Genomic DNA, 22,601 nt, shown 5'->3' with positions numbered 1-22,601 from the left:
CCAGAAAAGTTTTACAATTCAGCGAGTGCTGCGCCGGCGGGCCGAGAGGGGGCGGCCCGCCGGGAGCAACCGCATTCAGGAAGACCGGCCCTCCCGATAGAGTGACCTGTCGTGCGCGTCCTGGTGATCGGCTCCGGTGCCCGTGAACATGCCCTGCTGCTGGCGCTGGCCAGAGACCCGCAGGTTACCGGTCTGATCGTCGCTCCGGGCAACGCCGGCACCGCGCGAGTGGCCGAGCAACACGACGTCGACGTCACCTCCGCCGACGACGTCGTCGCGCTGGCACGCAAAGTCCGCTCCGACATGGTGGTCATCGGACCCGAGGTGCCGCTGGTGTTGGGCGTGGCCGACGCCGTGCGTGCTGCTGGCATCGCTTGCTTCGGGCCCAGTAAGGACGCCGCCCGCATCGAAGGCTCCAAGGCATTCGCCAAGGAAGTCATGGCGGCCGCCGGAGTGCGCACCGCGAGCAGCGAAATAGTAGACAACCCAGCGCATTTGGACGCTGCCCTGGACCGGTTCGGGGTGGCCGCCGGTGATCCGGCCTGGGTGGTGAAGGACGATCACCTGGCCGCGGGCAAGGGAGTGGTGGTGACGCCCGACCGCGCCGCCGCCCGCGCGCATGCCGCCGCACTGCTCGACGCCGGCCACCCCGTACTTCTGGAGTCTTATCTCGAGGGGCCGGAGGTGTCGCTGTTCTGCGTCGTCGACGGCGAAACCGTGGTGCCACTGTTGCCTGCTCAGGACTTCAAGCGGGTCGGTGAGGGTGACAGCGGGCCGAACACCGGCGGCATGGGCGCATACGCGCCGCTGCCGTGGCTACCCGACGAGGTCTTCCGCGAAATGGTGGCCCGGATCGCCGAACCGGTTGCGACTGAGCTGGTTCGGCGGGGAAGCCCCTTCAGTGGATTGCTCTATGTGGGTCTCGCGATCACCGCCGACGGCCCTGCCGTGGTCGAATTCAACTGTCGCTTCGGGGATCCCGAGACACAGAGCGTGCTGGCCCTGCTGGAGTCACCGCTCGGGCAGCTACTGCATGCTGCGGCCACCGGTAGGCTGGCCGACTTCGATCCGCTGCGCTGGCGCGACGGCGCTGCCGTGACGGTGGTCCTGGCAGCCGAAAATTATCCCGGCCGCCCCCGCGTCGGAGACGTCGTGACCGGCTCCGAAGCCGAAGGGGTGCTGCACGCGGGGACGGCTCGGCGTGACGACGGCGCGATCGTCTCGTCGGGTGGGCGCGTGCTGTCGGTGGTGGGCACCGGCGCCGACCTGTCTGCCGCGCGCACACAGGCCTACGATATCCTGGATTCGATTCGGTTGCCGGGCAGCCATTTTCGCAGCGATATCGGGTTGATGGCCGCCGAGGGGAGAATCGGCGTCTAGAAGGGCCCTCAAAACCCCGCGGCCTGGCCGTCCCGACGCGGATCGCTCGCCGCGAAATACCCGTCGTCGAGCCGCCAGATCGCCTGGCAGCTGCCGAACTGGTTGTAATCGTCCACGGCGACCAAGTCGTGCCCGCGCCGGCATAATTCGTCAGAAGTTGCGGTGGCAAAACCTTTCTCGTAGGCCACCTGGAGGCCCTGTATCCACCGAAACCGTGGGCCGTCGCAGGCCGCCTGCGGGTTCTGCCCGTGGTCGGCGATGCGGGTCAGCGCCTGCACATGACCCTGGGGTTGCATCGGTCCGCCCATCACGCCGAAGCTCATTACCGGTGCGCCGTCCTTGGTGACAAAGCCCGGGATGATGGTGTGGTATGGACGCTTGCGCGGCCCCACCTGATTCGGATGCCCCTGCACCGCAACGAAGTCCGCGCCGCGATTTTGTAGGGCGATGCCGGTGTCCGGCACCACCACGCCGGAGCCGAACCCCATATAGTTCGATTGGATCATCGACACCATGACCCCCGATGCGTCGGCGGCCGTCAAATACACGGTGCCCCCTCTCGGGGTTCCGGCGGTCGCCGGCTTGGCTTGCTTCAAATCGATCAGCGCGGCTCGCTGCTTGAGGTATTCGTTGTCCAGCAAGTGTTTTGGATGCACGGGCACATGATCGCTGTCGGCCACGTACGCCTGTGCGTCGGCGAAGGCGAGCTTAATCGCCTCGATCTGCAGGTGGACGCTGTCGGCGGAATCGACTGGATACGAAGACATGTCGAACTGCTCGAGGAGTCCCAGTGCAATCAGGGCCACGATGCCCTGGCTATTGGGTGGGATCTCGTGGACGGTGTATCCGCGATAGTTTCTGTCGATGGTGCCGACCCAGTCGGCACGATGGGCAGCCAGGTCGCTGGCGCGCATTGCGCCGCCGTGGGCACTCGCGTGTGCTTCGAGTTTCGCTGCGAGTTCCCCGCGGTAGAACGCCTCGCCGTTACTGGCGGCGATCTTTTCGAGTGTGTCCGCATGGTCGGGAAATCTGAACAGCTCACCGGGTTTCGGTGCTCGTCCACCCGGCATGAACGCCTCGGCGAACCCCGGCTGCGCCGCGAACAGCGGCACCTGTTCCGCCCACTGCGACGCGACGGTAGGCGAGACGAGGAAGCCGTTGCGGCCGTAGGAAATAGCGTGCTCGAAGAGCCGTTCGAACGCTAACTTGCCGAACCTGGCGTGCAGCTCCACCCACGCCGACACCGCGCCGGGCACGGTAACCGAGTTCCACCCGAACACCGGAACGGCGTTGCCGCCGAAGTACTCTGGCGTCCAGGCTGCCGGGGATCGGCCCGATGCGTTCAACCCGTGCAATTGCCGGCCGTCCCACACGATCGCGAACGCGTCCGAGCCGATGCCGTTGGACACCGGTTCCACCACCGTCAGCGTGATGGCGGCGGCAACGGCGGCGTCCACGGCACTGCCACCGTCGGCGAGCATGCGAAGCCCCGCTTGAGCGGCAAGCGGTTGTGATGTGCAGACAACATTGGCCGCCAGAACGGGTTTGCGTGGCCAGGCGTACGGCAGGTTCCAGTCGAACGGGGTGGCGCGAGCAGACGCAAAATCACCCGACACGCCGTGCGTGCGGGTGATTTTGCGTTCCCCTACCTGCGGTGTGGGCCCAGCTCGCGCTAACTCAGCGACTTCGGCGGAAGAAAGCGGTCGCCGTACTTTTCCGCCAGTTCGCGGGCGCGGGCCACGAAGGCTTCCTTGCCCGTGCCGAGCGGACCCTGGTAGCCCACGATGAACTGCGCGCTACCACCGGTCCACGGCGGGAACCCGATGCCCATGATCGAGCCGATGTTGGCGTCGGCCGTCGACGTCAACACGTTCTCGTCAAGGCACTTCTGCGTTTCCAGCGCCTCGGCGAACAGCATCCGGTCGATCATGTCCTGCAGCGGCGGCTCCGACGAGCCGGACTTGAACGCCTCCCGCAGGCCCGGCCACAGCCCGGAACGCTTGCCGTCCGGGTACTCGTAGAAACCGGCGCCCTTCAAACGCCCCGACCGGCCGAGCTCAATCATCTTCTCCACCACGGCTTCTGCCGGGTGCGGCTCATACGTGCCGCCGGCATCCTCGACGCCCTTGCGGGTGGCCAGCGCGATCTTGTGCATCAACTCCAGGTTGAGCTCGTCGGACAGCTGCAACGGCGGCGCCGGGTAACCGGCCTGCGAACCCGCCTGCTCGATGCTGGCCGGCTCCACACCCTCGCCGAGCATTGCCAGCGCCTCGTTGACGAAGGTGCCGATGACCCGCGAGGTGAAGAAGCCGCGGCTGTCGTTGACCACGATCGGGGTCTTGCCGATGGCCAGCGTGTAGTCGAACACGCGGGCCAGGGCCTCGTCAGAAGTCTTCTCGCCCTTGATGATTTCCACCAACGGCATCTTGTCGACCGGCGAGAAGAAGTGGATCCCGATGAAGTCCTCCTGCCGCTTGACGCCCGTGGCCAGACCGGTGATCGGCAGCGTGGAGGTGTTGGAGCCCAGCACTGCGTTGGGCTCGACGATGTCTTCGATCTCCTGGAACACCTTGTGCTTGAGTTCCTGATTCTCGAAGACGGCCTCGATCACGAAGTCGACGCCCTCGAGGTCGGCGGCGTCGGCCGTCGGCGTGATGCGTGCCAGCAGCGCGTCGCTCTTCTCCTGGCTGGTGCGGCCCCGCTCCAGCGCCTTGGCCTCCAGCTTCTCGGAGTAACCCTTGCCCTTCTGCGCGGCCTCCAGGCTCACGTCCTTGAGCACCACGTCATAGCCGGCCTTGGCCGAAACGTAGGCGATGCCCGCGCCCATCATGCCGGCGCCCAGCACACCGATCTTGTTGATCTTGACCGGCTTGATCCCGTCGGGCCGCGAGCCGCCGCCGTTGATGGTCTGCAGGTCGAAGAAGAACGCCTGGATCATGTTCTTCGCGACCTGGCCGGTGACCAGCGAGGTGAAGTAACGGCTCTCGATGCGGCTGGCAGTGTCGAAGTCGACCTGCGCGCCCTCGACCGCGGCAGCCAGGATGGCCTTCGGCGCCGGCATCGGCGCACCCTTGATCTGCTTGCGCAGCAACGCCGGGAAGGACGGCAGGATAGAAGCCAGCGCCGGCGACGACGGAGTGCCGCCGGGCATCTTGTAGCCCTTCTTGTCCCACGGCTGCTCGTGCGCGTCGGGGTTGGCCTTGATCCACGCCTTGGCGGCCGGCACCAGCTCGTCGACCGTCGGCAGCACCTCGTCGATCAGACCGAGCTCCTTGGCCTTGGCCGGCTTGAACCGAGTGCCCTGCGACAGGACGGTGACAAAGGCGTTCTGGATACCCAGCATTCGCACCGTGCGGGTGACACCGCCGGCACCGGGAAGCAGGCCCAACGTCGCCTCGGGGAATCCGAACTGCGCGCCCTTGACATCGGCGGCGATGCGGTGATGGCAGGCCAACGCGATCTCTAGGCCGCCGCCCAGCGCAGCGCCATTGAGCGCCGCCACGACCGGCTTGCCCAAGGTCTCGATGGTGCGCAGTTGCTTCTTGACGGTCTCGACCAAATCGAATGCCTCACCGGCGTTTTCGGGACCGATCTGGATCATGCTCTTGACGTCGCCGCCGGCGAAGAAGGTCTTCTTGGCGCTGGTGATCACCACACCGGTAATCGAATCCTTCTCGGCGACAAGGCGATCCACCGCCTTGCCCATGGACTCGATGTAGGCCTCGTTCATGACGTTGGCCGAGCCCGACGGATCGTCCAGAGTCAGGGTGACAATGTCGTCGGCATCCTTGTCCCACTGGATTGTGTTGTCGGCCATGTACTTAAACCCTCTCGATGATCGTCGCGACGCCCATGCCGCCGCCAATACACAAAGTCACCAAGGCACGCTGGGCGTCACGGCGCTCCAGCTCGTCGACCATGGTGCCCAGAATCATTGCGCCCGTGGCACCCAGCGGGTGGCCCATGGCGATGGCACCACCGTTGACGTTGAGCTTCTCGTCGGGAATGTTCAGGTCCTTCTGGAACTTCAGCACCACCGACGCGAAGGCCTCGTTGAGTTCGAACAGGTCGATGTCGTCGACGGTCAGGCCGGCGCGGTCGAGGACCTTCTTGGTTGCGGGGGTGGGGCCGGTGAGCATGATCACCGGGTCGGCGCCGCTGGTCGCGGTGGCCACGATGCGCGCCCGCGGGGTCAGGCCCTGCGACTTGCCCGCGGCCTCGTTGCCGATCATCACGAGCGCGGCACCGTCGACAATGCCCGAGCTGTTGCCACCGGTGTGGACGTGGCTGATCTTCTCGACCCAGTGGTACTTCTGCAGCGCCACATCGTCAAAGCCGCCCATCGCGGCGAGGCCCTCGAACGCAGGCTTCAGCTTGGCCAGGCCGTCCATGGTGGTGTCGGGCCGCATGTGCTCGTCGTGGTCGAGGATCAGCAGCCCGTTCTGGTCGCGGACCGGCACCACGGACTTGGCGAAGTAGCCGCCCGACCACGCCTCGGCCGCCTTCTCCTGGCTGCGCAACGCGTAGGCGTCGACGTCGTCGCGGGAGAAGCCCTCGATGGTGGCGATCAGGTCAGCCCCGATGCCCTGCGGGACGAACATGACGTCGTAGTTGGTGGCCGGGTCCAGCCCCATCGCGCCGCCGTCGGATCCCATCGGCACCCGGCTCATCGACTCCACGCCGCCGGCCAGCACCAGGTCATCCCAGCCGGAACGCACCTTCTGGGCGGCAGTGTTCACGGCCTCCAGACCGGACGCGCAGAAACGGTTGAGCTGCACGCCGCCGGAGGTCACCGGCATGCCCGACGCCAGCACCGCGGCGCGGGCGATGTCACCGCCCTGGTCACCGACGGGTGAGACGCACCCGAGGATGACGTCGCTGATGAGGTTCTCGTCGAGGTCGGGATTGCGCTTGCGCAGCTCCTCGATCAGGCCGACGACCAGGCTCAATGGCTTGACTTCGTGCAACGAGCCGTTCTTCTGTTTGCCACGCGGCGTACGGATGGCCTCGTAGATGAAGGCTTCTTCGGACATGGGGCTTCCTATTCGCAACAGGGATTTCAGATCTGTCTTAAGACAAGGTCCAGTACACGCACCCTAACAGGGGCCTCGGCCAACCTGTTGGTTGGGCGGGTTTGGCCCGGTCAGGGCTCCGGCCCGGCCCCGCGAGTGCGCGGCTGGCCGCACGCTCGCCGCCGACTGTGCAGCTGGCCGCACACTGGACGGGCGCGTCCGCCCTTAAGCTCGACGACCATGACGGTGTCGCGGCTGCGGCCCTACGCCACCACGGTGTTCGCCGAGATGTCGGCCCTAGCCGCGCGCATTGGCGCGGTGAACCTCGGGCAAGGCTTTCCCGACGAAGACGGACCGCCCGAGATGCTGCGGGCCGCCCAAGACGCCATCGCCGACGGCATCAACCAGTACCCACCGGGCCTCGGCATCCTGCCGCTGCGGGAGGCGATCGCCGCCCAGCGCAAAAGGCACTTCGGCATCGACTACGACCCCGAGACCGAAGTGCTCGTAACTGTCGGCGCCACCGAAGCCATCGCCTCAGCAGTACTCGGCCTGATCGAACCCGGCTCGGAGGTGCTGCTGATCGAGCCGTTCTACGACTCCTACTCGCCCGTGGTGGCGATGGCCGGCGCGCAAAGGGTGCCCGTACCCCTGGTCCCCAGTGGTGCCGGCTTCGCTCTTGACCCCGATGCAATACGAACCGCGCTGACGCCGCGAACCCGCGCGCTGATCGTCAACTCCCCACACAACCCGACCGGTGCGGTATACGACGCCACCGAACTGGCGGCAATTGCCGAGATCGCCGTGGCCGCGGACCTTTTGGTGATCACCGACGAGGTGTACGAGCATCTGGTGTTCGATGACCGTCGGCACCTGCCGCTGGCGGACTTCGACGGCATGGCCGAACGAACCGTCACCATCTCGAGCGCGGCCAAGATGTTCAACTGCACCGGCTGGAAGATCGGATGGGCCTGCGGCCCAAGGCAACTCATCGCCGGACTGCGCGCGGCCAAGCAATACCTGAGTTACGTGGGCGGCGCGCCGCTGCAGCCGGCAGTGGCGTTGGCGCTCGACACCCAGGACGCGTGGGTGACCGACCTCAGAACACGTTTGCAAGCCAGACGCGATCGGCTGGCGGCGAGGCTGGCCGATATCGGCTTTGCAGTCCACGACAGCTACGGCACCTACTTTCTGTGCGCCGACCCACGCCCGCTGGGCTACGCCGACAGCACCGCGTTCTGCGCGGCGTTGCCGCAGAAGGTTGGCGTGGCCGCGATCCCGATGTCGGCCTTCTGCGATCCGGACGCGGCCTATGCCGACATCTGGAATCACTTGGTACGCTTCACTTTTTGTAAGACTGATGAAACTCTCGACGAGGCGATCAGGCGCCTGGGCAAGCTCCGTGACGAGCCGATTACTTCCGGTTCATGACGAAATCTCGCAGCCCCTCGGTCGCGGAGCTCAACACCTTCTTACGCGCTCGGTTCACCAAAAACTCCGGTAACGGCGCCGACGGCTCCAAGGTGATCTCGAAACGCACCCGCGTGCTGTCGACCCCCTCGCGGCGCAGGGTGAACTCGACGTGCTGGCCGTGCTGATGCACGGTCTTCTGGGCGTCCCACACCATCCAGTCCGGCCCCCAATGGAATTCGAGCACCTGCTGATCGACGATGCCGATCACCTTGACCGTGACCTTGGCGTGGTGCGGACGCCCGTCGGGGTAGGTGTCGATGACCTCTGCCCGCTTGTGTACCGAAGACCACACCGGAACCGAGCCGATATCGGCGAGCGCGTCCAGGATCACTTCCGGCGGCGCATCAATGACTATCTCTCGCGATGCCTGTACAGCCACTAGTCCAAAATTAGCAATCCGACCGGTGCACCGACACCACGATCAATCCTCGCTGCCCTGAACGGCCCCCTTGTTGGCGACCCAATTGCGCAGCCCCTCGGTCGCGGCATCCAGCACCACCTTGGTCGCGCGCTTGACGATGAAACCCGGAATCGGGCCCGACGGATCGACGGTGATGTCGAAACGCACCCGGCTCTTGTCCACGCCCTCGGGCTGAACCCGGTACTCGATGTGTTGACCACGCTGCTGGAACGTCTCTTTGACGTCGTAGACCACCCAGTCGGGGCCCCAGTGATATTCCAAGACCTCGTTGTCCACGAGCCCCATGATTTTGACGGTGGCCTTCACGTGGTGCGGCCTGCCGTCTGGGTAGCGGTCGAGCACCTCCACCCGCTTGTGCAGTGGAGACCATTCCGACAAGACATCGACTTCGCCCAGCGCCTGCATGATCACGTCCGGCGGCGCGTCAATCACAATTTCCCGCGATGCTTGTACAGCCACTGATGCCAACCTAGCAATCCGGTGCCCATAAAAGCACTTGTTTGATGCAATTGCTTGGTTACCAGTCGATTTCAGTGATCGGCGTGGTGGCGGCCGGCGGTGGCCCGACCGGTCCGGCCGGTGTTCGGGAAAACCGCGGCGCGGGTGCGGCCTGCGCAGCGCCGTGGGCGGTGATCACCGTGGACCGCGCCTCCAAGTGGTCGTTGGCGGCGGCTTCACTCCACGTCAACACCGGCGTGACACACGCGTCGGTGCCGGCGAAAACCTGTGCCCACTCTGCACGGGTCCGGCCGGCGAACCGCTGCGCGAACAGGTCGTGCATTTGCGGGTAGGACCCGATGTCGAGTTGATTTGGCACCTCGTCGGCCGCCAGGCCGAGCCCGGTCAGCAACGCCGCGAAGAACTGCGGCTCGATGGCGCCGACGGCCATGTACTTGCGGTCAGAGGTCTCGTAGCAGCGGTAGAACGGAGCGCCGCCGTCGAGCAGAAACGACTCGCGCTCGTCGCGCAGCGCCCCAGTCGACTTCATGGTCCACATCATCTGGGCGAGCACACTGACCCCGTCGACCATCGCGGCGTCCACAACCTGACCCTGACCCGATCGTTCGCGTTCATACAACGCGGCAACGATGCCCAACAGCACCAGCATCGAGCCGCCGCCGAAGTCGGCGACCAAATTCAGCGGTGGCATCGGCGGGCGGTCGCGGTAGCCCAGCGCCGAGAGCGCCCCGGTCTGCGACAAATAGTTGATGTCGTGACCTGCGGTCGGGGCCAGTGGCCCGTCCTGACCCCAACCGGTGATGCGCGCGTAGATCAGTCGCGGGTTCACCGCCGCGCAGTCGTCGGGCCCGATCCCGAGACGCTCGCAGGTGCCGGGCCGGAAGCAGTCCAGCAACACGTCAGCCTTGGCGGCCAGCTCCAGCAGCTGCTGACGCTGCGTCTTGACATCCAGGTCGACGATCCGCTTCCCGCGGTGCAGTAGGTCGCGGTCCTCAGACGGCATCTGCAGCCCGCCCGGCCGGCGCACCCGCACCACGTCCGCCCCCAAGTCGGCGAGCACCATTCCCGCGTGTGGCCCGGGCCCGATCCCGCCGAGTTCGATGACCCGGACGCCGGCCAGGGGCCCACCGTTGGTCACCGGAACTACTTACCCTTCTTGACTTTCAGCACCCGGTTGCGCAGTTCCTTGGTGGCCGAATCGATCGTTCCCTTGACCGCGCGCTTGAGCACGAAGCCGGGCAGCGGCACATTCGGGTCGACGCTGATCTCCATCTTGACCAGGGTCCCGTCGTCCCGGGGGACCAGGGTGTACTTGCCGTCCTGCGACTTCTGCTGGCCAGAACTGACCAGGGTCCAGGTGACCTCGTTGCCGCTCCAGGTGTAGGCCACCACCTGCTCGTCGGTGATACCCGCCGTCCGGACCTTCATCTTGACTTTGATCGGACGGCCGTCGGCTCCCGACTCGAGGATCTCGGCGCTCTGGTGGGGCTCGGACCACTCGGGCATCGCTTCGAAGTCGGCGATGACGTCCAGGATCTCCTCGGGACTGGCTTCGATGACGATGTCGCGGGATTCTTTGATTGCCATGCCCGCACCATAGCGAAACGGCGTCCCAAGGGGCGCGGTTTCGGCGGCGTACCGTCGTGGTCGTGAGTGATCCCACCAGCGATGCCGGCTACACCGTCGGCGACTATCTCCTGGACCGTCTGGCCGAGCTCGGCGTCACGGAGATCTTCGGTGTCCCCGGCGACTACAACCTGGAATTCCTCGACCACATCGTCGCCCATAAGGCCATTCGCTGGGTGGGCAGCACCAACGAACTCAACGCCGGCTATGCCGCAGACGGATATGGGCGCCTGCGCGGAATGTCAGCTGTGGTAACGACATTCGGAGTGGGTGAACTTTCGCTGGCGAACGCGATCGCCGGAAGCTACGCCGAGCACGTGCCGGTGGTGCATATCGTCGGTGGCCCGTCCAAGGACGCCCAGGGCACCCGACGGGCGTTGCACCACTCGCTCGGCGATGGCGACTTCGAGCACTTCTTCCGGATCAGTCGCGAAATCACTTGCGCCCAAACCAATCTCATGCCGGCAACCGCCTCCAGGGAGATCGATCGGGTCCTGATCGAGGTGCGCGAGCAGAAGCGGCCGGGGTACATCCTGCTGTCCACCGATGTAGCGCGCTTCCCCACCGAACCACCCAACGCACCGCTGCCTCGTCCGACCGGCGGCACCAGTCCGCGCGCGCTGGCGCTGTTCACCGAGGCCGCCGCGACCATGATCGACGACCATCAATTGACCGTGCTCGCCGACCTGCTGGTGCATCGCTTGCAGGCGATCGAAGAGCTCGAAGCGCTGCTGGCCGCCGATGTGGTTCCGCACGCCACGCTGATGTGGGGCAAGAGTCTGCTCGACGAGAGCTCGCCCAACTTCCTGGGAATCTATGCGGGGGCGGCCAGTGCCGAGCGGGTCCGCACCGCGATCGAGGAGGCGCCCGTGCTGGTCACGGCCGGGGTGGTGTTCACCGACATGGTCAGTGGCTTCTTCAGCCAGCGGATCGACCCGGCCCGCACGATCGATGTCGGGCAGTACCAGAGCAGCGTCGCCGACGAAGTGTTCGCACCGCTGGAAATGGGTGCGGCACTTCGGGCGCTGACCACGATCCTGACCCGACGAGGGATAACCTCACCACCCGTGGTTGCCCCACCCGCGAGTCCCCCGGCGCCGACCCCGGCGCGCGACGAGCCGCTCACCCAACAGATGGTGTGGGACCGGCTTTGCTATGCGCTCACACCGGGGAACGTGGTGCTGGCCGATCAAGGGACGTCGTTCTACGGCATGGCCGACCACCGGTTGCCGCAGGGCGTAACCTTCATCGGTCAACCCTTATGGGGCTCAATCGGTTACACGCTTCCTGCCGCGGTCGGGGCCGCGGTGGCGCATCCGGAGCGCAGGGCGGTGCTGCTGATCGGTGATGGCGCCGCGCAGCTGACCGTGCAAGAGCTGAGTACTTTCTTCCGCGAGGGGCTGAATCCCGTGATCGTCGTTGTCAACAACGACGGCTATACGGTCGAACGGGCGATCCACGGAAAGACGGCCCCCTACAACGACATTGCGGGCTGGAATTGGACTGAGATCCCCCAAGCCCTGGGTGTCGTTAAGCATTTGGCGTTTCGGGCGGAAAACTATGGCGAACTCGACGACGCGCTCACCGCGGCCGCGCGGCATCAGGACCGCATGGTGCTGGTGGAGGTAGTCCTGCCGCCGCTCGAAATCCCGCCTCTGTTGGCCCAACTCGTCGGACCAATGTCCCCGCCGACGCGGTAGCGCGGCGCATCACTCGCCGAACGTGGGTGATATGGACGAATCGCCCTCAAAATCCATCCATATCCCCCACGTTCGACACGCCCATACGTGCCGGTCGGTCCGTGCTTGTCGACGTGATCATCGCCCGGACGGTCCGTCGGCACCTTCCGCAGTCGGCGCCGGCCCCGCAGGCTTGGGCGACGTCCTTCGTCGTCGAGGCGCCGGCCGCAACGGCGTCGGCCACCATCTGGCTGGTGATTCCGTTACACAGGCACACCCACATCGAGTTCACTCCGGTTGGATGCGCATCATGTCGAAGAACCTGCCGACGAACAGCGGCGGGTAGGCACCAACCCCCGCGCCGGTCATCCATTGGGCCGCGGCGTCCGGGTGCTCGATCCACTCCCGCGCGCTGTCCTCGTCGGGAAACTCCTGCAGTATCAATACTTCGTCGTGGTCGTCAAAAGCCTGGAAAATCCACGTCTTCCGGATGCCGGCCGCGATGAACCGGTCCATCGCCGAGTGCACCCCTGCGATCAGCGTCCCGACGTTGTCGACGGACGCCATCGCGGCCACCACGACGCCAGGCGCCGCGGGCGCCGAAGGCGTCGGCTGCGGCCCGGCAACAATCTTGTCGACGATCGCACCCGCGAAGACCGCGGGAATGTCGTCGACGCCGACGGCATCGAACCAGTCGAAGAACACCCGCGAGCGCAGCAACTCCACGATCGGCTCAGGGGTGTGCACTCCGATCATCACCAGCACGCGGCCATAGTCATGCGTCGACGTGTAGACCATCACGTAGTGAGCACCGATGTCGGCCAGCGCGGCTTTATTGTTCTCCAGCAGCGGCCACACCCGGCTCGGGTCCGGCACGCGGTAGTCCGAGGCGATCACCATCGACTGAATGATGCCGGTACTCAACGGAGTTGGTTTTTCATCACTTTTCCCGTGGCGTTCAGCGGCAGCTCGTCGCGAAACTCGATGGATCTCGGCACTTTGAATCCCGCCATCCGTTCTCGGCACCACGCGAGCAAGTCCTCTGCGGACACTTTAGACTTTGCCACGACGAAGGCCTTGCCGACCTGGCCGAGTCGATCGTCGGAAATTCCGATCACGGCTGCTTGCGCCACTACCGGGTGCTCCAGCAGGAAGCCCTCGATCTCGGCAGGGTAGGCGTTGAAGCCGCCGACGATGAACATGTCCTTCTTGCGCCCGACAACGCGCAGCCGCCCGGCGTCGTCGAAGTTTCCCAGGTCTCCGGTGTGCAGCCAGCCATCGGCATCGATCGCCTCAGCGGTGCCGACCGGATCATCGAGATAACCCTGCATGACGTTGTACCCGCGGACCAGAATCTCTCCGTCGTCGCCAATGCGCACTTCGACACCGTCGCAGGGCACGCCCGCGGTGGTGGCCACGTCCTCGAAGGAATCGCCGGGCCGGGACAGGGTCACATTGCCGGCCTCGGTGAGCCCGTAACCGGTCATCAGCGTCTGGAACGGAAGTTCGCCATGGATGCGACGGACCAGTTCGACGGGGATGTCGGCGGCCCCCGTCACGCCGGCCCGCAACGTCGAAAGTTTGGACTTCTCGCGCACCGTCAGCAACGAGTGATACAGCGTCGGCGGGCCGGGAAGCATCGTGATGCGTTCGCGTTCAATAAGCTCCACCACTTTGTCGACGTTGAAAACCGAGACCGGCAGCATGGTCGCGCCGCGCAGGAAGGACGCGACGAGTCCCGCCTTCAATCCGAACGTGTGGAAGAACGGGTTGATCATCAAATAGCGGTCGCCCTCGCGCAGGTCCGCGAGCGTCGCCCACTCCTCGTACATTCGCAGCGTTTGGCGATGATTCAACATCGCGCCCTTCGGGCGGCCGGTCGTGCCCGAGGTGAAGATGATGTCCGAGACGTCGGTGCCGTTCACTGTCCGTTCGAACGGAGAGCCGCCGGCGAGGAAATCGGATTGCAGATCGATGACAGGTATCCCCGCGGGCGCGGTGTAGTCCTGGCCCAGAAAGCCCTTCTGCACCAGGACGGCCTTCGCTTGGGTGCGGAGGATGATGTCGCCCGCTTCTTCGGCCTTGAACCGGGTATTGACGGGCACGAGCACGCCGCCCGCGGTGAGCAGCCCGAACGCCGCGATGATCCAATCAGCCGAGTTGGGCGCCCAGATGGCGACCCGGTCGCCTTTGTCGATCCCGAATGACGCGAAAGCACCTGCGGCACAACGGATCCGGTCGACAAGCTGGGTGAAGCTCAGTCGCAGCGGGCCGTCGACGACCGCTTCGGCGTCACCGAAGCGGTCGGCCGCGCTCAGAACCATCTCGGGGATGGTCTGCCAGGGTGGTGGCTGGTCTGTCACACGGTGACGAGCCGACCGAGGTTGCCGCCCATGATCTTTGCCTGATCCTCGACGGGCAGGTGCGACAGCGCGTTGACGTAGAACGTCGGCTCCGCCAGCCCTTCCGGATGCGGCCAGTCCGAGCCGTACAGCACCCGATCCACGCCGACGAGGTTGACCAGATCGTCGATGCCATCCTCGAAGAACGGGCTGACGTGGATGCGGTTCTTGACCGTCTCGACGGGGTCGCTCGGGAAAACTTCCGGAGCCTTCCGGAAGACCTCGGCCAGGCCGTCCAACAATGGGGTCATCCACTTCGAACCGGCCTCGACGATCGCGACCTTCAGCTTCGGGTGGCGGTAGAGCGCGCCGTGGATCACCCACGACCCCACAGCGTCCTGGATCGGCCGCCACTCGTTGAGGATGCCCATCGCATTGGTCTGGAACGGCAACATCTCCTGTTCGGCGCCGTCCCACTCGGAGGTGTACCGGGAGTAGCCGCTGTCGCTGGAGTGCATGCCGACCAGCACGTCGTACTCGACGACCCGCTCCCAAAATGGGTCGAACTCGGGCACCGCGAACGAACGCGGGCCGCGAAATCCCGGTACCGGCGCCGGGCGGATCAGAATGCAACGCGCACCGCGCTTGACGGCCCACTCCAGCTCCTCGATCGCCTTCTCGACGATCGGCAGCGTGATGACCGGAGTAGTAAAGATCCGGTTCTGGTAATTGAAGCCCCAGACCTCATCGAGCCATTCGTTCAGCGCATGGATCAGGACGTGGACGGCGACCGGATCGTCGCGCAGCCGTTCCTCGAGCAGGCTGGCCAGCGTGGGAAACATCAGCGTGCGGTCCAGCCCCAGCTCGTTCATCTTCTCCAGGCGCGGGCCGGGCTCGAAGAACGCCGGGATCGCGCGCATCGGCTCGCCGAACAGCTCGCGCTTGCTCTTGCCGTCCGGGTTGCCGTACTTGAAGTACTCCTCCCACGCACCGGGCCGGGCGACGACCTCGAAGGTCGGGTTGGGAATGTAGTTGCTGATCTGCCCCCGGATCGCGATCTTCGTCCGCCCGTTGACCTGCACGTACTGGACGAAGTCCCGGTACTGCTTGGGCAGGTACTTGGTCAGCGCCTCCGGCGGCTCGTAGAGATGGTTATCCGCGTCAAAGATCGGGAACGGTACGTCCTCCCGATGCGACAACTGCCCCATGAAATCCTCCTTCGCAATTTACGAGAATACTATTCTCAAGAGGCGCCGGACCGCAACGTCGCCCTTGGCCAGTGCCGGGTTAGCAGGTGACGACGACCTTGAACGTGGCGGTTGCGGGTTCACCGGATTTGTCTGTCTTAGACCCGTGGGCCGTACCGGCAATGGTGAATTTGCCGTTGCTGAGGTTTGTGCTGGCGGCATCGCTGCCATCGCCTTGCGAGTACATGCCCGTGAAGCCACCCACATTCTGGATGTGCACGGACTGGGTGGTGACGGGCTCGCGGCGGCCATCGACCTGCACCTTGGCTCCGGAGAAGTCACCGCCGATCTCGATCATCCGGAACCACTCCACCTGACTGCACTTGACCTGGCTGAACTTCTTCTCCTTGCCGTCGACGGTGACGGCCGCGGTGTTGGCGATCGGGCCCGAAGGACCTGTGCCGCATGCCCCGAGGAGGGCGACGGCCAGCGCCGTCACCACGATCCGGATCCACATTGGGCCGCCTCCATCCTCGCCACTCGAACGTTCTGGACCTGCGGCGATGATGTTATTCTCCATCAGAGAGAATGCCAATATCATCCCTTTCCCGTCGAGGAGCAATGGCCCATGGTGGACCTCGAGGTCGACGATCTCGTTCCGGGGCTGATGGTGCTCACGATCGATCGTCCACATGCGCGTAACGCGATCGCGTTGGACACCATGCATCAGTTGGAAAAAGCGCTCGACGCGGCAACCGGCGCGCGGGCCCTGGTCATCAAGGGCGCCGGCGACCGGGCTTTCGTGTCGGGCGGCGACCTCAAGGAATTGAGCGCCCTACGTACCGAAGAAGACGCCGCGGCGATGGCTAAGCGGATGCGGTCGATCTGCGACCAGCTTGCGAGCTTCCCGGCCCCGGTGATCGCTGCCTTGAACGGCCACGCCTTCGGTGGCGGCGCGGAGGTCGCTGTCGCCGCCGACATTCGGCTGGCGGCCGACGACATCAAGATCGCTTTCAATCAGGTAGAGCTGGAAATCATGCCGGCCTGGGGCGGTGCCGAGCGACTGGCCGCGCTCGTCGGCAAGGGCAAAGCGCTTCTTCTGGCCGGAACCGGTCGGGCCCTCAACGCGGCCGAGGCCGAGCGCATCGGCCTGGTGGATCTGGTGTTCCCGCGCTCATCGTTCGATGAGGACTGGCGATCGGTGGCCAGGTCGCTGGCCCGCCACCCAGCGACCGAGATAAAGCGCGTGATCAGCGGGGTTTCATCCGACGAGGCAATCGCATCCTTCGCGCGGCTGTGGGTTGCCGACGCCCACTGGCAGGCCGCGGAGCGGGTGATGAACCGCCGCGCGAATCCATGACGGCGACGGTCTTGGCGAGCACTAGCAGACGGAGCCTTCGTCGCTTCCCAGGACGCAGCCTACGGTGTGCTCGATCCGCTGCGGACCTGGTGAACCATCCAGGCCTGTGGCACACCGGCAATCGGCTGTGGCTCGCCTTCCAACCGGCGCAAGTAGTTCTCAACCTGCTCCATGGTCTCGGCATGACCACCAGACATGCCGATCGATTGCTCGAGCACCAGCATTCGCGACAAGCTGGTCATCAGCACCGTCCACACCACCGGTGGCACGTCGTTGCCGTCGACCCCGTAGCGCTGCAGCGCAGTAGTCACCGCTTGCCGTTGCACCTCACGGAAACGTTCTGCGTAGTAAGCGATTTCAGCGCGCAGCTCTTTGCGATGGTTGGCCAGCGCCATGAATTCCATCGAGATCCGGGTGAATGCCGGATCGGTGCCGAACCGCCAGAGCGCCCACAACGGCTGGGGCGCTTGCAATGCCTGGGCCTGCACTCGCAGACCTTCTTCGGCGCGGCGGCGAAAGACTTCGAGGAACAAGTCCTCCATCGTGCGGAAGTAGTAGTGCACCAGCTGGGGTTTCAGGCCGGCCTTACTTGCAAGACGTCGCGATGTCACCGCGGCATAGCCCTCTTCGAGCATCAGCTGTTCGGCCGCGTCGAGCAGCAGGCCGCGATTCTTCGCGTCCGGCGCCCCGATCCTGCGGGCCCCGGAAGAAGAAGATGTCATTCCATCACCCCATACTCTCGGCGCCGTCACATTCCAGCATCGACCTTGTCAGATCGTAGCCAGCGGGTCCCGACACCCCGACTGGGTGATCTTGACCCTGACATTACAGGCATGCTAAGCAGGTGCTCAGCACATTTCGACCACGCCATTGGCGGCCGTTCCTTTGCCGCCGAACACCACCGGTAAACGAGCCCAGGGGGACGCAATTCGATGAGCGACTACGACTCGATCGACTTCTTCACCGATCCGTCCCTGGTCCCCGACCCGCACCCCTACTTCGACTATTTGCGCAGTAAGAATCCCGTGCTGCGGCTACCGCACCACGGCGTCGTCGCCGTCACCGGATACGAAGAAGCGACCGAGATCTACAAGGACCCCGATACGTTCTCGAACATCGTTGCGCTCGGCGGCCCGTTTCCTCCTCTGCCCTTCCAACCCGAGGGCGACGACATCAGCCCCCAGATCGATCAGCACCGCAGTTACTTTCCGATGTTCGAGCACATGGTCACGATGGACCCGCCGGACCACACTCGCGCTCGATCGGTGTTGAGCAAGCTGCTGACCCCGAGCCGGCTGAAGCAGAACGAGGAGTTCATGTGGCGCCTGGCCGACCGCCAGCTCGACGAGTTCCTTGCCAACGGTGAGTGCGAGTTCATCAGTGAATATTCCAAGCCGTTCGCCACGCTGGTAATCGCGGACCTGCTCGGCGTCCCGGAGGACGACCATAAGGACTTTCGCGTCGCCTTAGGTGCCGGTCGGGTCGGGGCGCTGGACCACAAATTCATCGGCATCAATCCGCTGGAATGGCTCGACGACAAGTTCTGCTCCTACATCGAGGACCGGCGGCGCGAACCGCGCGGCGATGTGCTGACTTTCCTGGCGGAGGCGAAGTACCCGGACGGATCGACGCCACCGGTAATCGAGGTCGTCCGCTCGGCGACGTTCCTCTTCGCCGCCGGACAGGAAACCACGGCCAAGCTGCTGAGCGCAGCCCTGCAGGTACTCGGCGACCGGCCCGACATCCAGCAACAATTGCGTGAGGACCGCAGCCTGATTCCGGGGTTCATCGAGGAGTCGCTACGGATGGACAGCCCCGTCAAGAGCGACTCGCGGCTGGCGCGCAAGGCAACCACCATCGGCGGTGTCGACATCCCCGCAGGCACCGTGGTGATGATCTTGCCGGGTGCCGCCAACCGCGACCCGCGCCGGTTCGAGAACCCGCACGAGTTCGACTTGCGCCGCAAGAACGTTCGCGAACACATGGCGTTTGCCCGAGGCGTGCATTCATGTCCCGGCGGTCCGCTCGCCCGCGTCGAGGGGCGTGTCTCGATCGAGCGGATCCTCGACCGGATGCCGCACATCGAAATCAACGAAGCCCACCACGGGCCGGCCGCCGAGCGTCGTTACACCTACGAGCCCACGTATATCCTGCGGGGCCTGAGCGAACTGCACCTCACGTTCACGACCGCCGATTCTGTGGCGTCCGTGGGCTGAAGCGTTCCGAGTGACCCAGATCGACGCCGGCGCGAAGAAGTGCGAGTGACTTGCGCGCTACCGTCTATCTCGCTGCCGATATCAACTCAGGGAACTATCCCACCTGCATCCCGATGAAGTAGCACGCGAGCAGGCTCACGACGATGAGTATTACCCAGGCGTCGGTCAGCCGGCACAGCAAGACCGGGGCCTGCCGGACTTCCATGAACTCGCGCAAGATGATGCGCACCTTGATGACTGCGATCACGATTACAGCTGAGGTGACCGCTGCGCCGGCCAGCCGCGATTCACCGGCTGAGTGATCAATCCACAGATAGGCCAGCGTGAGCGACGCCAGCACCAGCCAAACGATCAGCAGCCGTTTGTTGAATTTGATCATCGATCACCTCACCACGTAGAGCAGCGCGAAGATGAGCACCCAGAGGAAGTCGACGGTGTGCCAATAGGTGGCGCACGTCTCGACAAGTTCCTGTTCCCGCCGCGCCGGACTGCGAAGTTGATACACCACGATGCCCAGGACGACGAAGCCGATCAGCAGGTGCACAAAGTGGATTCCGGTGAGGAAGAAGTAGTAGGTGAAGAAGTCGCTGCTGTCGAAGCCGTTTCCCATGCGGACCAACCGGGCCCACTCAAACACCTTGAGAATGAGGAAGATTGCCGCGAATGCCGCGGTGATGTAGACGTCCCTAAGCGCCGCGCGGTACGCCCCCGCACGCGACGACTGAACACACCGCGCCACCGACCAGGAACTCAGCAGCAACACCAAGGTGTTGAAAACCCCGATCCGCAGGTCCAGCTGCGACTGGGCGTGCAGGAAAAGCTCGGGACTTCGGGCCCGGTAGAACAGGTAAAAGCCGAAATACCCTGTGAAGACCAACGTCTCGAACAACACGAACGCCCACATGTCCGGCTGACCCGGCACGAACTTGGCCCGTTTGCTCGCTTCGGCAACTTCGGACATCAGGCTACCGCCTTCTGCTTCCGCTGCAGGTCCGGTAACGGCCCGGTACCGAAGTCTTCGCGGCGGATCATCTGATACAGCATCACGATGAAAGTGACTTGGTAGACGCCGAACACGACCATGTCCAGCCACCAAGCGATCTGGCCATTCCAGGCCAACACGCCCCGCCGGAAGATCCAGCATGGTGCTACGACCACCTCGGTGAGCGCGTTGCACAGGTTGAGATAGCCGAACCACTTGGGAAACACCCGATTCCGGTCAAGCAGAATCGCGAGCATCCAGATCAGCGAGCCGATCAGGAATACTCCCATGGTTCCGTCGAAGGATAGGAACGCAAAGTCGTAGAGCCAACCGAGCGCCTCGGGGTCTCGCTCAGGCCGCAGCGTCCCGACGATCAGCGCGATGCAGAGCAGCAGCAGACCGGGAACCGCGCTGAGCGAGTAGATAAGCAGATACGAGTACCCGAACGCGCGGCTGACCGACATTCGTCGCATCGAGTACGCGATCAGGGCGTTGTTCATCGCCGTCATACCGCAAATGGCGAAGATGATGCCGAAGCCAATGGGTATACCGAGCTGGCGTTCATGGAACCAATGGACCTGTGTCGCGAGGTCCCAGGTGGGCTGCGGCGGCGGCTGGACTTGCGCCACTATGAAGAACACCGGGAAGAAGATGGTGTAAAAGGCGAGCAGCGTCCACCAAGCCAGCCACAGCTCGCGCTTGGGGTTGTGCCGCACGTGCCACGCGATTCGCCGGCGTAGCGGGCCCGATGGCGGTGTGGCAGCGGACGCCTGCGGTGTCAGCACCGCGCTCATGCGTTGACCAATTCTTCTCCGTGCCGGCGATACTCGGCGCGCTCCCGATAAACGGCCTGCGCCAGAACAACACTCATCACGACGATCCAGACTGCAATGGCAACGTTTTTCACCCAGAAGGACAGGAATCCATCCCACGCCAGCGGGCCGCTCAAGGCTGCGCCGACGAAGGCCGCAGGGACCAATGCGAGCGCCACCAGCAGGTTGAAGTGGGCCACCCAACGCTTGAAGATCGGCTGCGGCTGATCGTCGAAATAGATTGCCAGCGCAAGGATCACGCTCTGCCCGATCAGAAAGGGGACCAGGATGGTGAAGGTGATCCAGCCGAAATCGTTGAGCAGCTGAGTCAGCTCCGGACTCCGCTCCGGACGAAAGGCGGCCAGCAGCCAGCAGACGTTGGCGATGAGAAATAACGTCGGTCCACCGGCCACGCAACCCAACATGGCGTAGGAGAAGATCGGCGTCCGATGTGCCATTCGGCGGATCTGCATCACAATCAGAGTCAGAACCGGGACCAGGCACACGCCGAACCAGTTGAAAACGATCATGCTGTACCGGATTTGCGGCAGGTGGGCCGGATCGCGATAAAACTCGGCAACCTGCTTCGCAGGCATAGTGGGCGACATCGGCGGGTTGAAGCCGGGAAAGAGGAAAAAGCAAGCGATCCAGAGGATCACCATTACAGGCAAGGTCCAGAGCAGAATGATCTCACCGTCGACACGTCGCAGCCGGGCTCGCCGACCTTCTGCGTCGTTCTCGCTGATGTCGGGTAGCCCAGACATCCCAGACTCCTTCCGGCGAGAATTTGCGCGGCTCCAAGTGGCCAATGGAGCCGAAACTAGCCGATCGGCTAGCCATGGTCAATACCAGTCGTCTAGTCTCGTCGTGTGGCAACAGCACGACAGCCAATGGGCGACGGCGAGCTGCGGGTCGTCCAGCACAGTGCGGCCCGGACACGTGTGCTTGACGCCGCGCTGGATCTGTTCGCCCAGCACGGCGTCAGCGGCACCTCGCTGCAGATGATCGCCGATGCGGTGGGAATCACGAAAGCCGCTGTGTACCACCAATTCCGAACCAAGGAACAGATCGTGCTCGCCGTCACCGAGCGCGAACTGAGCCGGTTGAGCCCGGCGCTCGAGGAAGCCGAGGCGCACGAAGATCTGCTGGAAGCCCGAGATGGGCTGTTGGTACGAGTAGTCGAGATGGCGGTACGCGACCGCCGGCTGGTGCGGACCCTGCAGTTCGATCCCGTCGTTGTCCGATTGCTGGCCGAACACAAGCCGTTCCAACGTTTTATGGAGCGCCTGTATCGAGTGCTGCTGAGCGACGCGGGTCTGGACGGGCAGATCGAGGCGGCCATGTTCTCGGGCGCGATCAGCAGCGCGGTCATGCACCCACTGGTCGCCGATATTGATGACGAGACACTGCTTGCCCGGCTGACCGACCTGAGCCGGCGCCTGCTCGGCCTGCATAGCACTGCCCACAATTGACCGCCGCCTGTCGGATGAGCGGCAACGGTTCGGGAGTTGAAAACGCAACGGCGGTGCTACTCTCCGCTAAGGAGAATTCCAATATCGCGCAATGGAGAACGGCGCATGGTTACTACGAAGACGGTGCTCGGCGCGGCGGTGGCAGTGGTGTCGGTGACGACCAGCCTGACCGCGCCGGCG

The 22,601-nt window shown here is 64.5% G+C and carries 23 protein-coding genes; 6 read left to right on the top strand and 17 right to left on the bottom strand.

Annotation, left to right across the window (positions count from 1 at the left end; genetic code table 11):
* Nucleotides 1–111 precede the first annotated feature (111 nt).
* Nucleotides 112–1,380, top strand: a complete 1,269-nt coding sequence (gene purD, locus A9W99_RS00350) for a phosphoribosylamine--glycine ligase (protein ID WP_067371702.1) — start codon at nucleotides 112–114, stop codon at nucleotides 1,378–1,380.
* Nucleotides 1,381–1,388: 8 nt separating this feature from the next.
* Here the strand turns inward: purD and A9W99_RS00345 are convergent, their stop codons facing one another.
* From A9W99_RS00345 to A9W99_RS00335, 3 genes are read right to left on the bottom strand one after another with little or no spacing between them, the layout of a single operon-like run.
* Nucleotides 1,389–2,996: a gamma-glutamyltransferase family protein gene (locus A9W99_RS00345; protein ID WP_082929742.1), complete on the bottom strand. Its 1,608-nt coding sequence runs from the start codon at nucleotides 2,994–2,996 to the stop codon at nucleotides 1,389–1,391.
* Between the two features lie 56 nt (nucleotides 2,997–3,052).
* Nucleotides 3,053–5,197: a 3-hydroxyacyl-CoA dehydrogenase NAD-binding domain-containing protein gene (locus A9W99_RS00340; protein ID WP_067371699.1), complete on the bottom strand. Its 2,145-nt coding sequence runs from the start codon at nucleotides 5,195–5,197 to the stop codon at nucleotides 3,053–3,055.
* 4 nt (nucleotides 5,198–5,201) lie between these two features.
* Complete coding sequence (locus tag A9W99_RS00335; RefSeq protein WP_067371696.1) at nucleotides 5,202–6,413, bottom strand: acetyl-CoA C-acetyltransferase; 1,212 nt, start codon at nucleotides 6,411–6,413, stop codon at nucleotides 5,202–5,204.
* 219 nt (nucleotides 6,414–6,632) lie between these two features.
* Between A9W99_RS00335 and A9W99_RS00330 the strand changes: the two genes are divergently transcribed.
* The gene (locus A9W99_RS00330; protein ID WP_067371693.1) at nucleotides 6,633–7,823 is read left to right on the top strand and encodes a pyridoxal phosphate-dependent aminotransferase; all 1,191 of its coding nucleotides are present in this window, start codon (nucleotides 6,633–6,635) and stop codon (nucleotides 7,821–7,823) included.
* On the opposite strand, the gene A9W99_RS00325 is transcribed toward A9W99_RS00330, so the two are convergent.
* Genes A9W99_RS00325 through A9W99_RS00310 form a run of 4 tightly spaced genes read right to left on the bottom strand, consistent with a single transcriptional unit; the run spans nucleotide 7,807 to nucleotide 10,332 of the window.
* Nucleotides 7,807–8,244 carry an SRPBCC family protein gene (locus A9W99_RS00325; protein ID WP_067371690.1) on the bottom strand — a complete coding sequence of 146 codons (438 nt, stop codon included), beginning with the start codon at nucleotides 8,242–8,244 and terminating at the stop codon, nucleotides 7,807–7,809. The genes A9W99_RS00330 and A9W99_RS00325 overlap by 17 nt on opposite strands.
* A gap of 42 nt (nucleotides 8,245–8,286) precedes the next feature.
* Nucleotides 8,287–8,745, bottom strand: coding sequence for an SRPBCC family protein (locus A9W99_RS00320; RefSeq protein WP_082929741.1), 459 nt, complete (start codon nucleotides 8,743–8,745; stop codon nucleotides 8,287–8,289).
* Nucleotides 8,746–8,803: 58 nt separating this feature from the next.
* Nucleotides 8,804–9,883 carry a CaiB/BaiF CoA-transferase family protein gene (locus A9W99_RS00315; protein ID WP_067371687.1) on the bottom strand — a complete coding sequence of 360 codons (1,080 nt, stop codon included), beginning with the start codon at nucleotides 9,881–9,883 and terminating at the stop codon, nucleotides 8,804–8,806.
* Nucleotides 9,884–9,888: 5 nt separating this feature from the next.
* Nucleotides 9,889–10,332: an SRPBCC family protein gene (locus A9W99_RS00310; RefSeq protein WP_067371684.1), complete on the bottom strand. Its 444-nt coding sequence runs from the start codon at nucleotides 10,330–10,332 to the stop codon at nucleotides 9,889–9,891.
* 56 nt (nucleotides 10,333–10,388) lie between these two features.
* On the opposite strand from A9W99_RS00310, the gene A9W99_RS00305 reads away from it, so the two are divergent.
* Nucleotides 10,389–12,071, top strand: a complete 1,683-nt coding sequence (locus A9W99_RS00305) for an alpha-keto acid decarboxylase family protein (RefSeq protein WP_371514896.1) — start codon at nucleotides 10,389–10,391, stop codon at nucleotides 12,069–12,071.
* Between the two features lie 46 nt (nucleotides 12,072–12,117).
* Here the strand turns inward: A9W99_RS00305 and A9W99_RS00300 are convergent, their stop codons facing one another.
* The 5 genes from A9W99_RS00300 to A9W99_RS00280 form a co-directional block, all read right to left on the bottom strand.
* On the bottom strand, nucleotides 12,118–12,333 hold the full coding sequence (locus tag A9W99_RS00300) for a bacterioferritin-associated ferredoxin (RefSeq protein WP_067372341.1): 216 nt from the start codon (nucleotides 12,331–12,333) through the stop codon (nucleotides 12,118–12,120).
* Nucleotides 12,334–12,338: 5 nt separating this feature from the next.
* The gene (locus tag A9W99_RS00295) at nucleotides 12,339–12,974 is read right to left on the bottom strand and encodes a fatty-acid--CoA ligase (RefSeq protein WP_067371681.1); all 636 of its coding nucleotides are present in this window, start codon (nucleotides 12,972–12,974) and stop codon (nucleotides 12,339–12,341) included.
* Complete coding sequence (locus A9W99_RS00290) at nucleotides 12,971–14,374, bottom strand: FadD3 family acyl-CoA ligase (RefSeq protein WP_067372339.1); 1,404 nt, start codon at nucleotides 14,372–14,374, stop codon at nucleotides 12,971–12,973. Before A9W99_RS00290 ends, A9W99_RS00295 begins: the two co-directional genes overlap by 4 nt.
* Nucleotides 14,375–14,409: 35 nt before the next feature.
* Nucleotides 14,410–15,600 (bottom strand): amidohydrolase family protein, encoded by a 1,191-nt coding sequence (locus A9W99_RS00285; protein WP_067371677.1) that lies wholly within the window; start codon nucleotides 15,598–15,600, stop codon nucleotides 14,410–14,412.
* Between the two features lie 79 nt (nucleotides 15,601–15,679).
* Nucleotides 15,680–16,096, bottom strand: a complete 417-nt coding sequence (locus tag A9W99_RS00280) for a lipoprotein LpqH (protein ID WP_067371673.1) — start codon at nucleotides 16,094–16,096, stop codon at nucleotides 15,680–15,682.
* Between the two features lie 111 nt (nucleotides 16,097–16,207).
* On the opposite strand from A9W99_RS00280, the gene A9W99_RS00275 reads away from it, so the two are divergent.
* Entirely contained in the window at nucleotides 16,208–16,939 is a 732-nt protein-coding gene (locus A9W99_RS00275) for an enoyl-CoA hydratase/isomerase family protein (protein ID WP_067371668.1), read from the top strand.
* A gap of 59 nt (nucleotides 16,940–16,998) precedes the next feature.
* Here the strand turns inward: A9W99_RS00275 and A9W99_RS00270 are convergent, their stop codons facing one another.
* A complete protein-coding gene (locus A9W99_RS00270; protein WP_067371665.1) occupies nucleotides 16,999–17,661 on the bottom strand; it encodes a TetR/AcrR family transcriptional regulator in 663 nt (220 codons plus the stop codon).
* A 210-nt stretch (nucleotides 17,662–17,871) separates the two neighbouring features.
* Here A9W99_RS00270 and A9W99_RS00265 point away from each other — a divergent pair, with 210 nt between their 5' ends.
* Complete coding sequence (locus A9W99_RS00265; RefSeq protein WP_067371662.1) at nucleotides 17,872–19,155, top strand: cytochrome P450; 1,284 nt, start codon at nucleotides 17,872–17,874, stop codon at nucleotides 19,153–19,155.
* Between the two features lie 94 nt (nucleotides 19,156–19,249).
* On the opposite strand, the gene A9W99_RS00260 is transcribed toward A9W99_RS00265, so the two are convergent.
* The 4 genes from A9W99_RS00260 to A9W99_RS00245 are packed head-to-tail and all read right to left on the bottom strand — an operon-like array spanning nucleotide 19,250 to nucleotide 21,713.
* A complete protein-coding gene (locus A9W99_RS00260) occupies nucleotides 19,250–19,534 on the bottom strand; it encodes a cytochrome C oxidase subunit IV family protein (RefSeq protein WP_067371660.1) in 285 nt (94 codons plus the stop codon).
* Nucleotides 19,535–19,537: 3 nt separating this feature from the next.
* Nucleotides 19,538–20,116 (bottom strand): cytochrome c oxidase subunit 3 family protein, encoded by a 579-nt coding sequence (locus A9W99_RS00255; RefSeq protein ID WP_067371656.1) that lies wholly within the window; start codon nucleotides 20,114–20,116, stop codon nucleotides 19,538–19,540.
* Entirely contained in the window at nucleotides 20,116–20,931 is an 816-nt protein-coding gene (locus A9W99_RS00250) for a hypothetical protein (protein WP_067371653.1), read from the bottom strand. Before A9W99_RS00250 ends, A9W99_RS00255 begins: the two co-directional genes overlap by 1 nt.
* Complete coding sequence (locus tag A9W99_RS00245; protein WP_067371650.1) at nucleotides 20,928–21,713, bottom strand: hypothetical protein; 786 nt, start codon at nucleotides 21,711–21,713, stop codon at nucleotides 20,928–20,930. The genes A9W99_RS00250 and A9W99_RS00245 overlap by 4 nt, the downstream gene beginning before the upstream one ends.
* A gap of 105 nt (nucleotides 21,714–21,818) precedes the next feature.
* Between A9W99_RS00245 and A9W99_RS00240 the strand changes: the two genes are divergently transcribed.
* Nucleotides 21,819–22,421, top strand: a complete 603-nt coding sequence (locus A9W99_RS00240) for a TetR/AcrR family transcriptional regulator (protein WP_067371647.1) — start codon at nucleotides 21,819–21,821, stop codon at nucleotides 22,419–22,421.
* The last annotated feature ends 180 nt before the right edge of the window (nucleotides 22,422–22,601 follow it).

It is taken from the genome of Mycobacterium sp. 1164966.3, from assembly GCF_001665395.1.
GTDB lineage: Bacteria > Actinomycetota > Actinomycetes > Mycobacteriales > Mycobacteriaceae > Mycobacterium.
The sequence above is the reverse complement of the archived record's forward strand: the minus strand, read 5'-3'. Positions and strand labels throughout refer to the sequence as shown.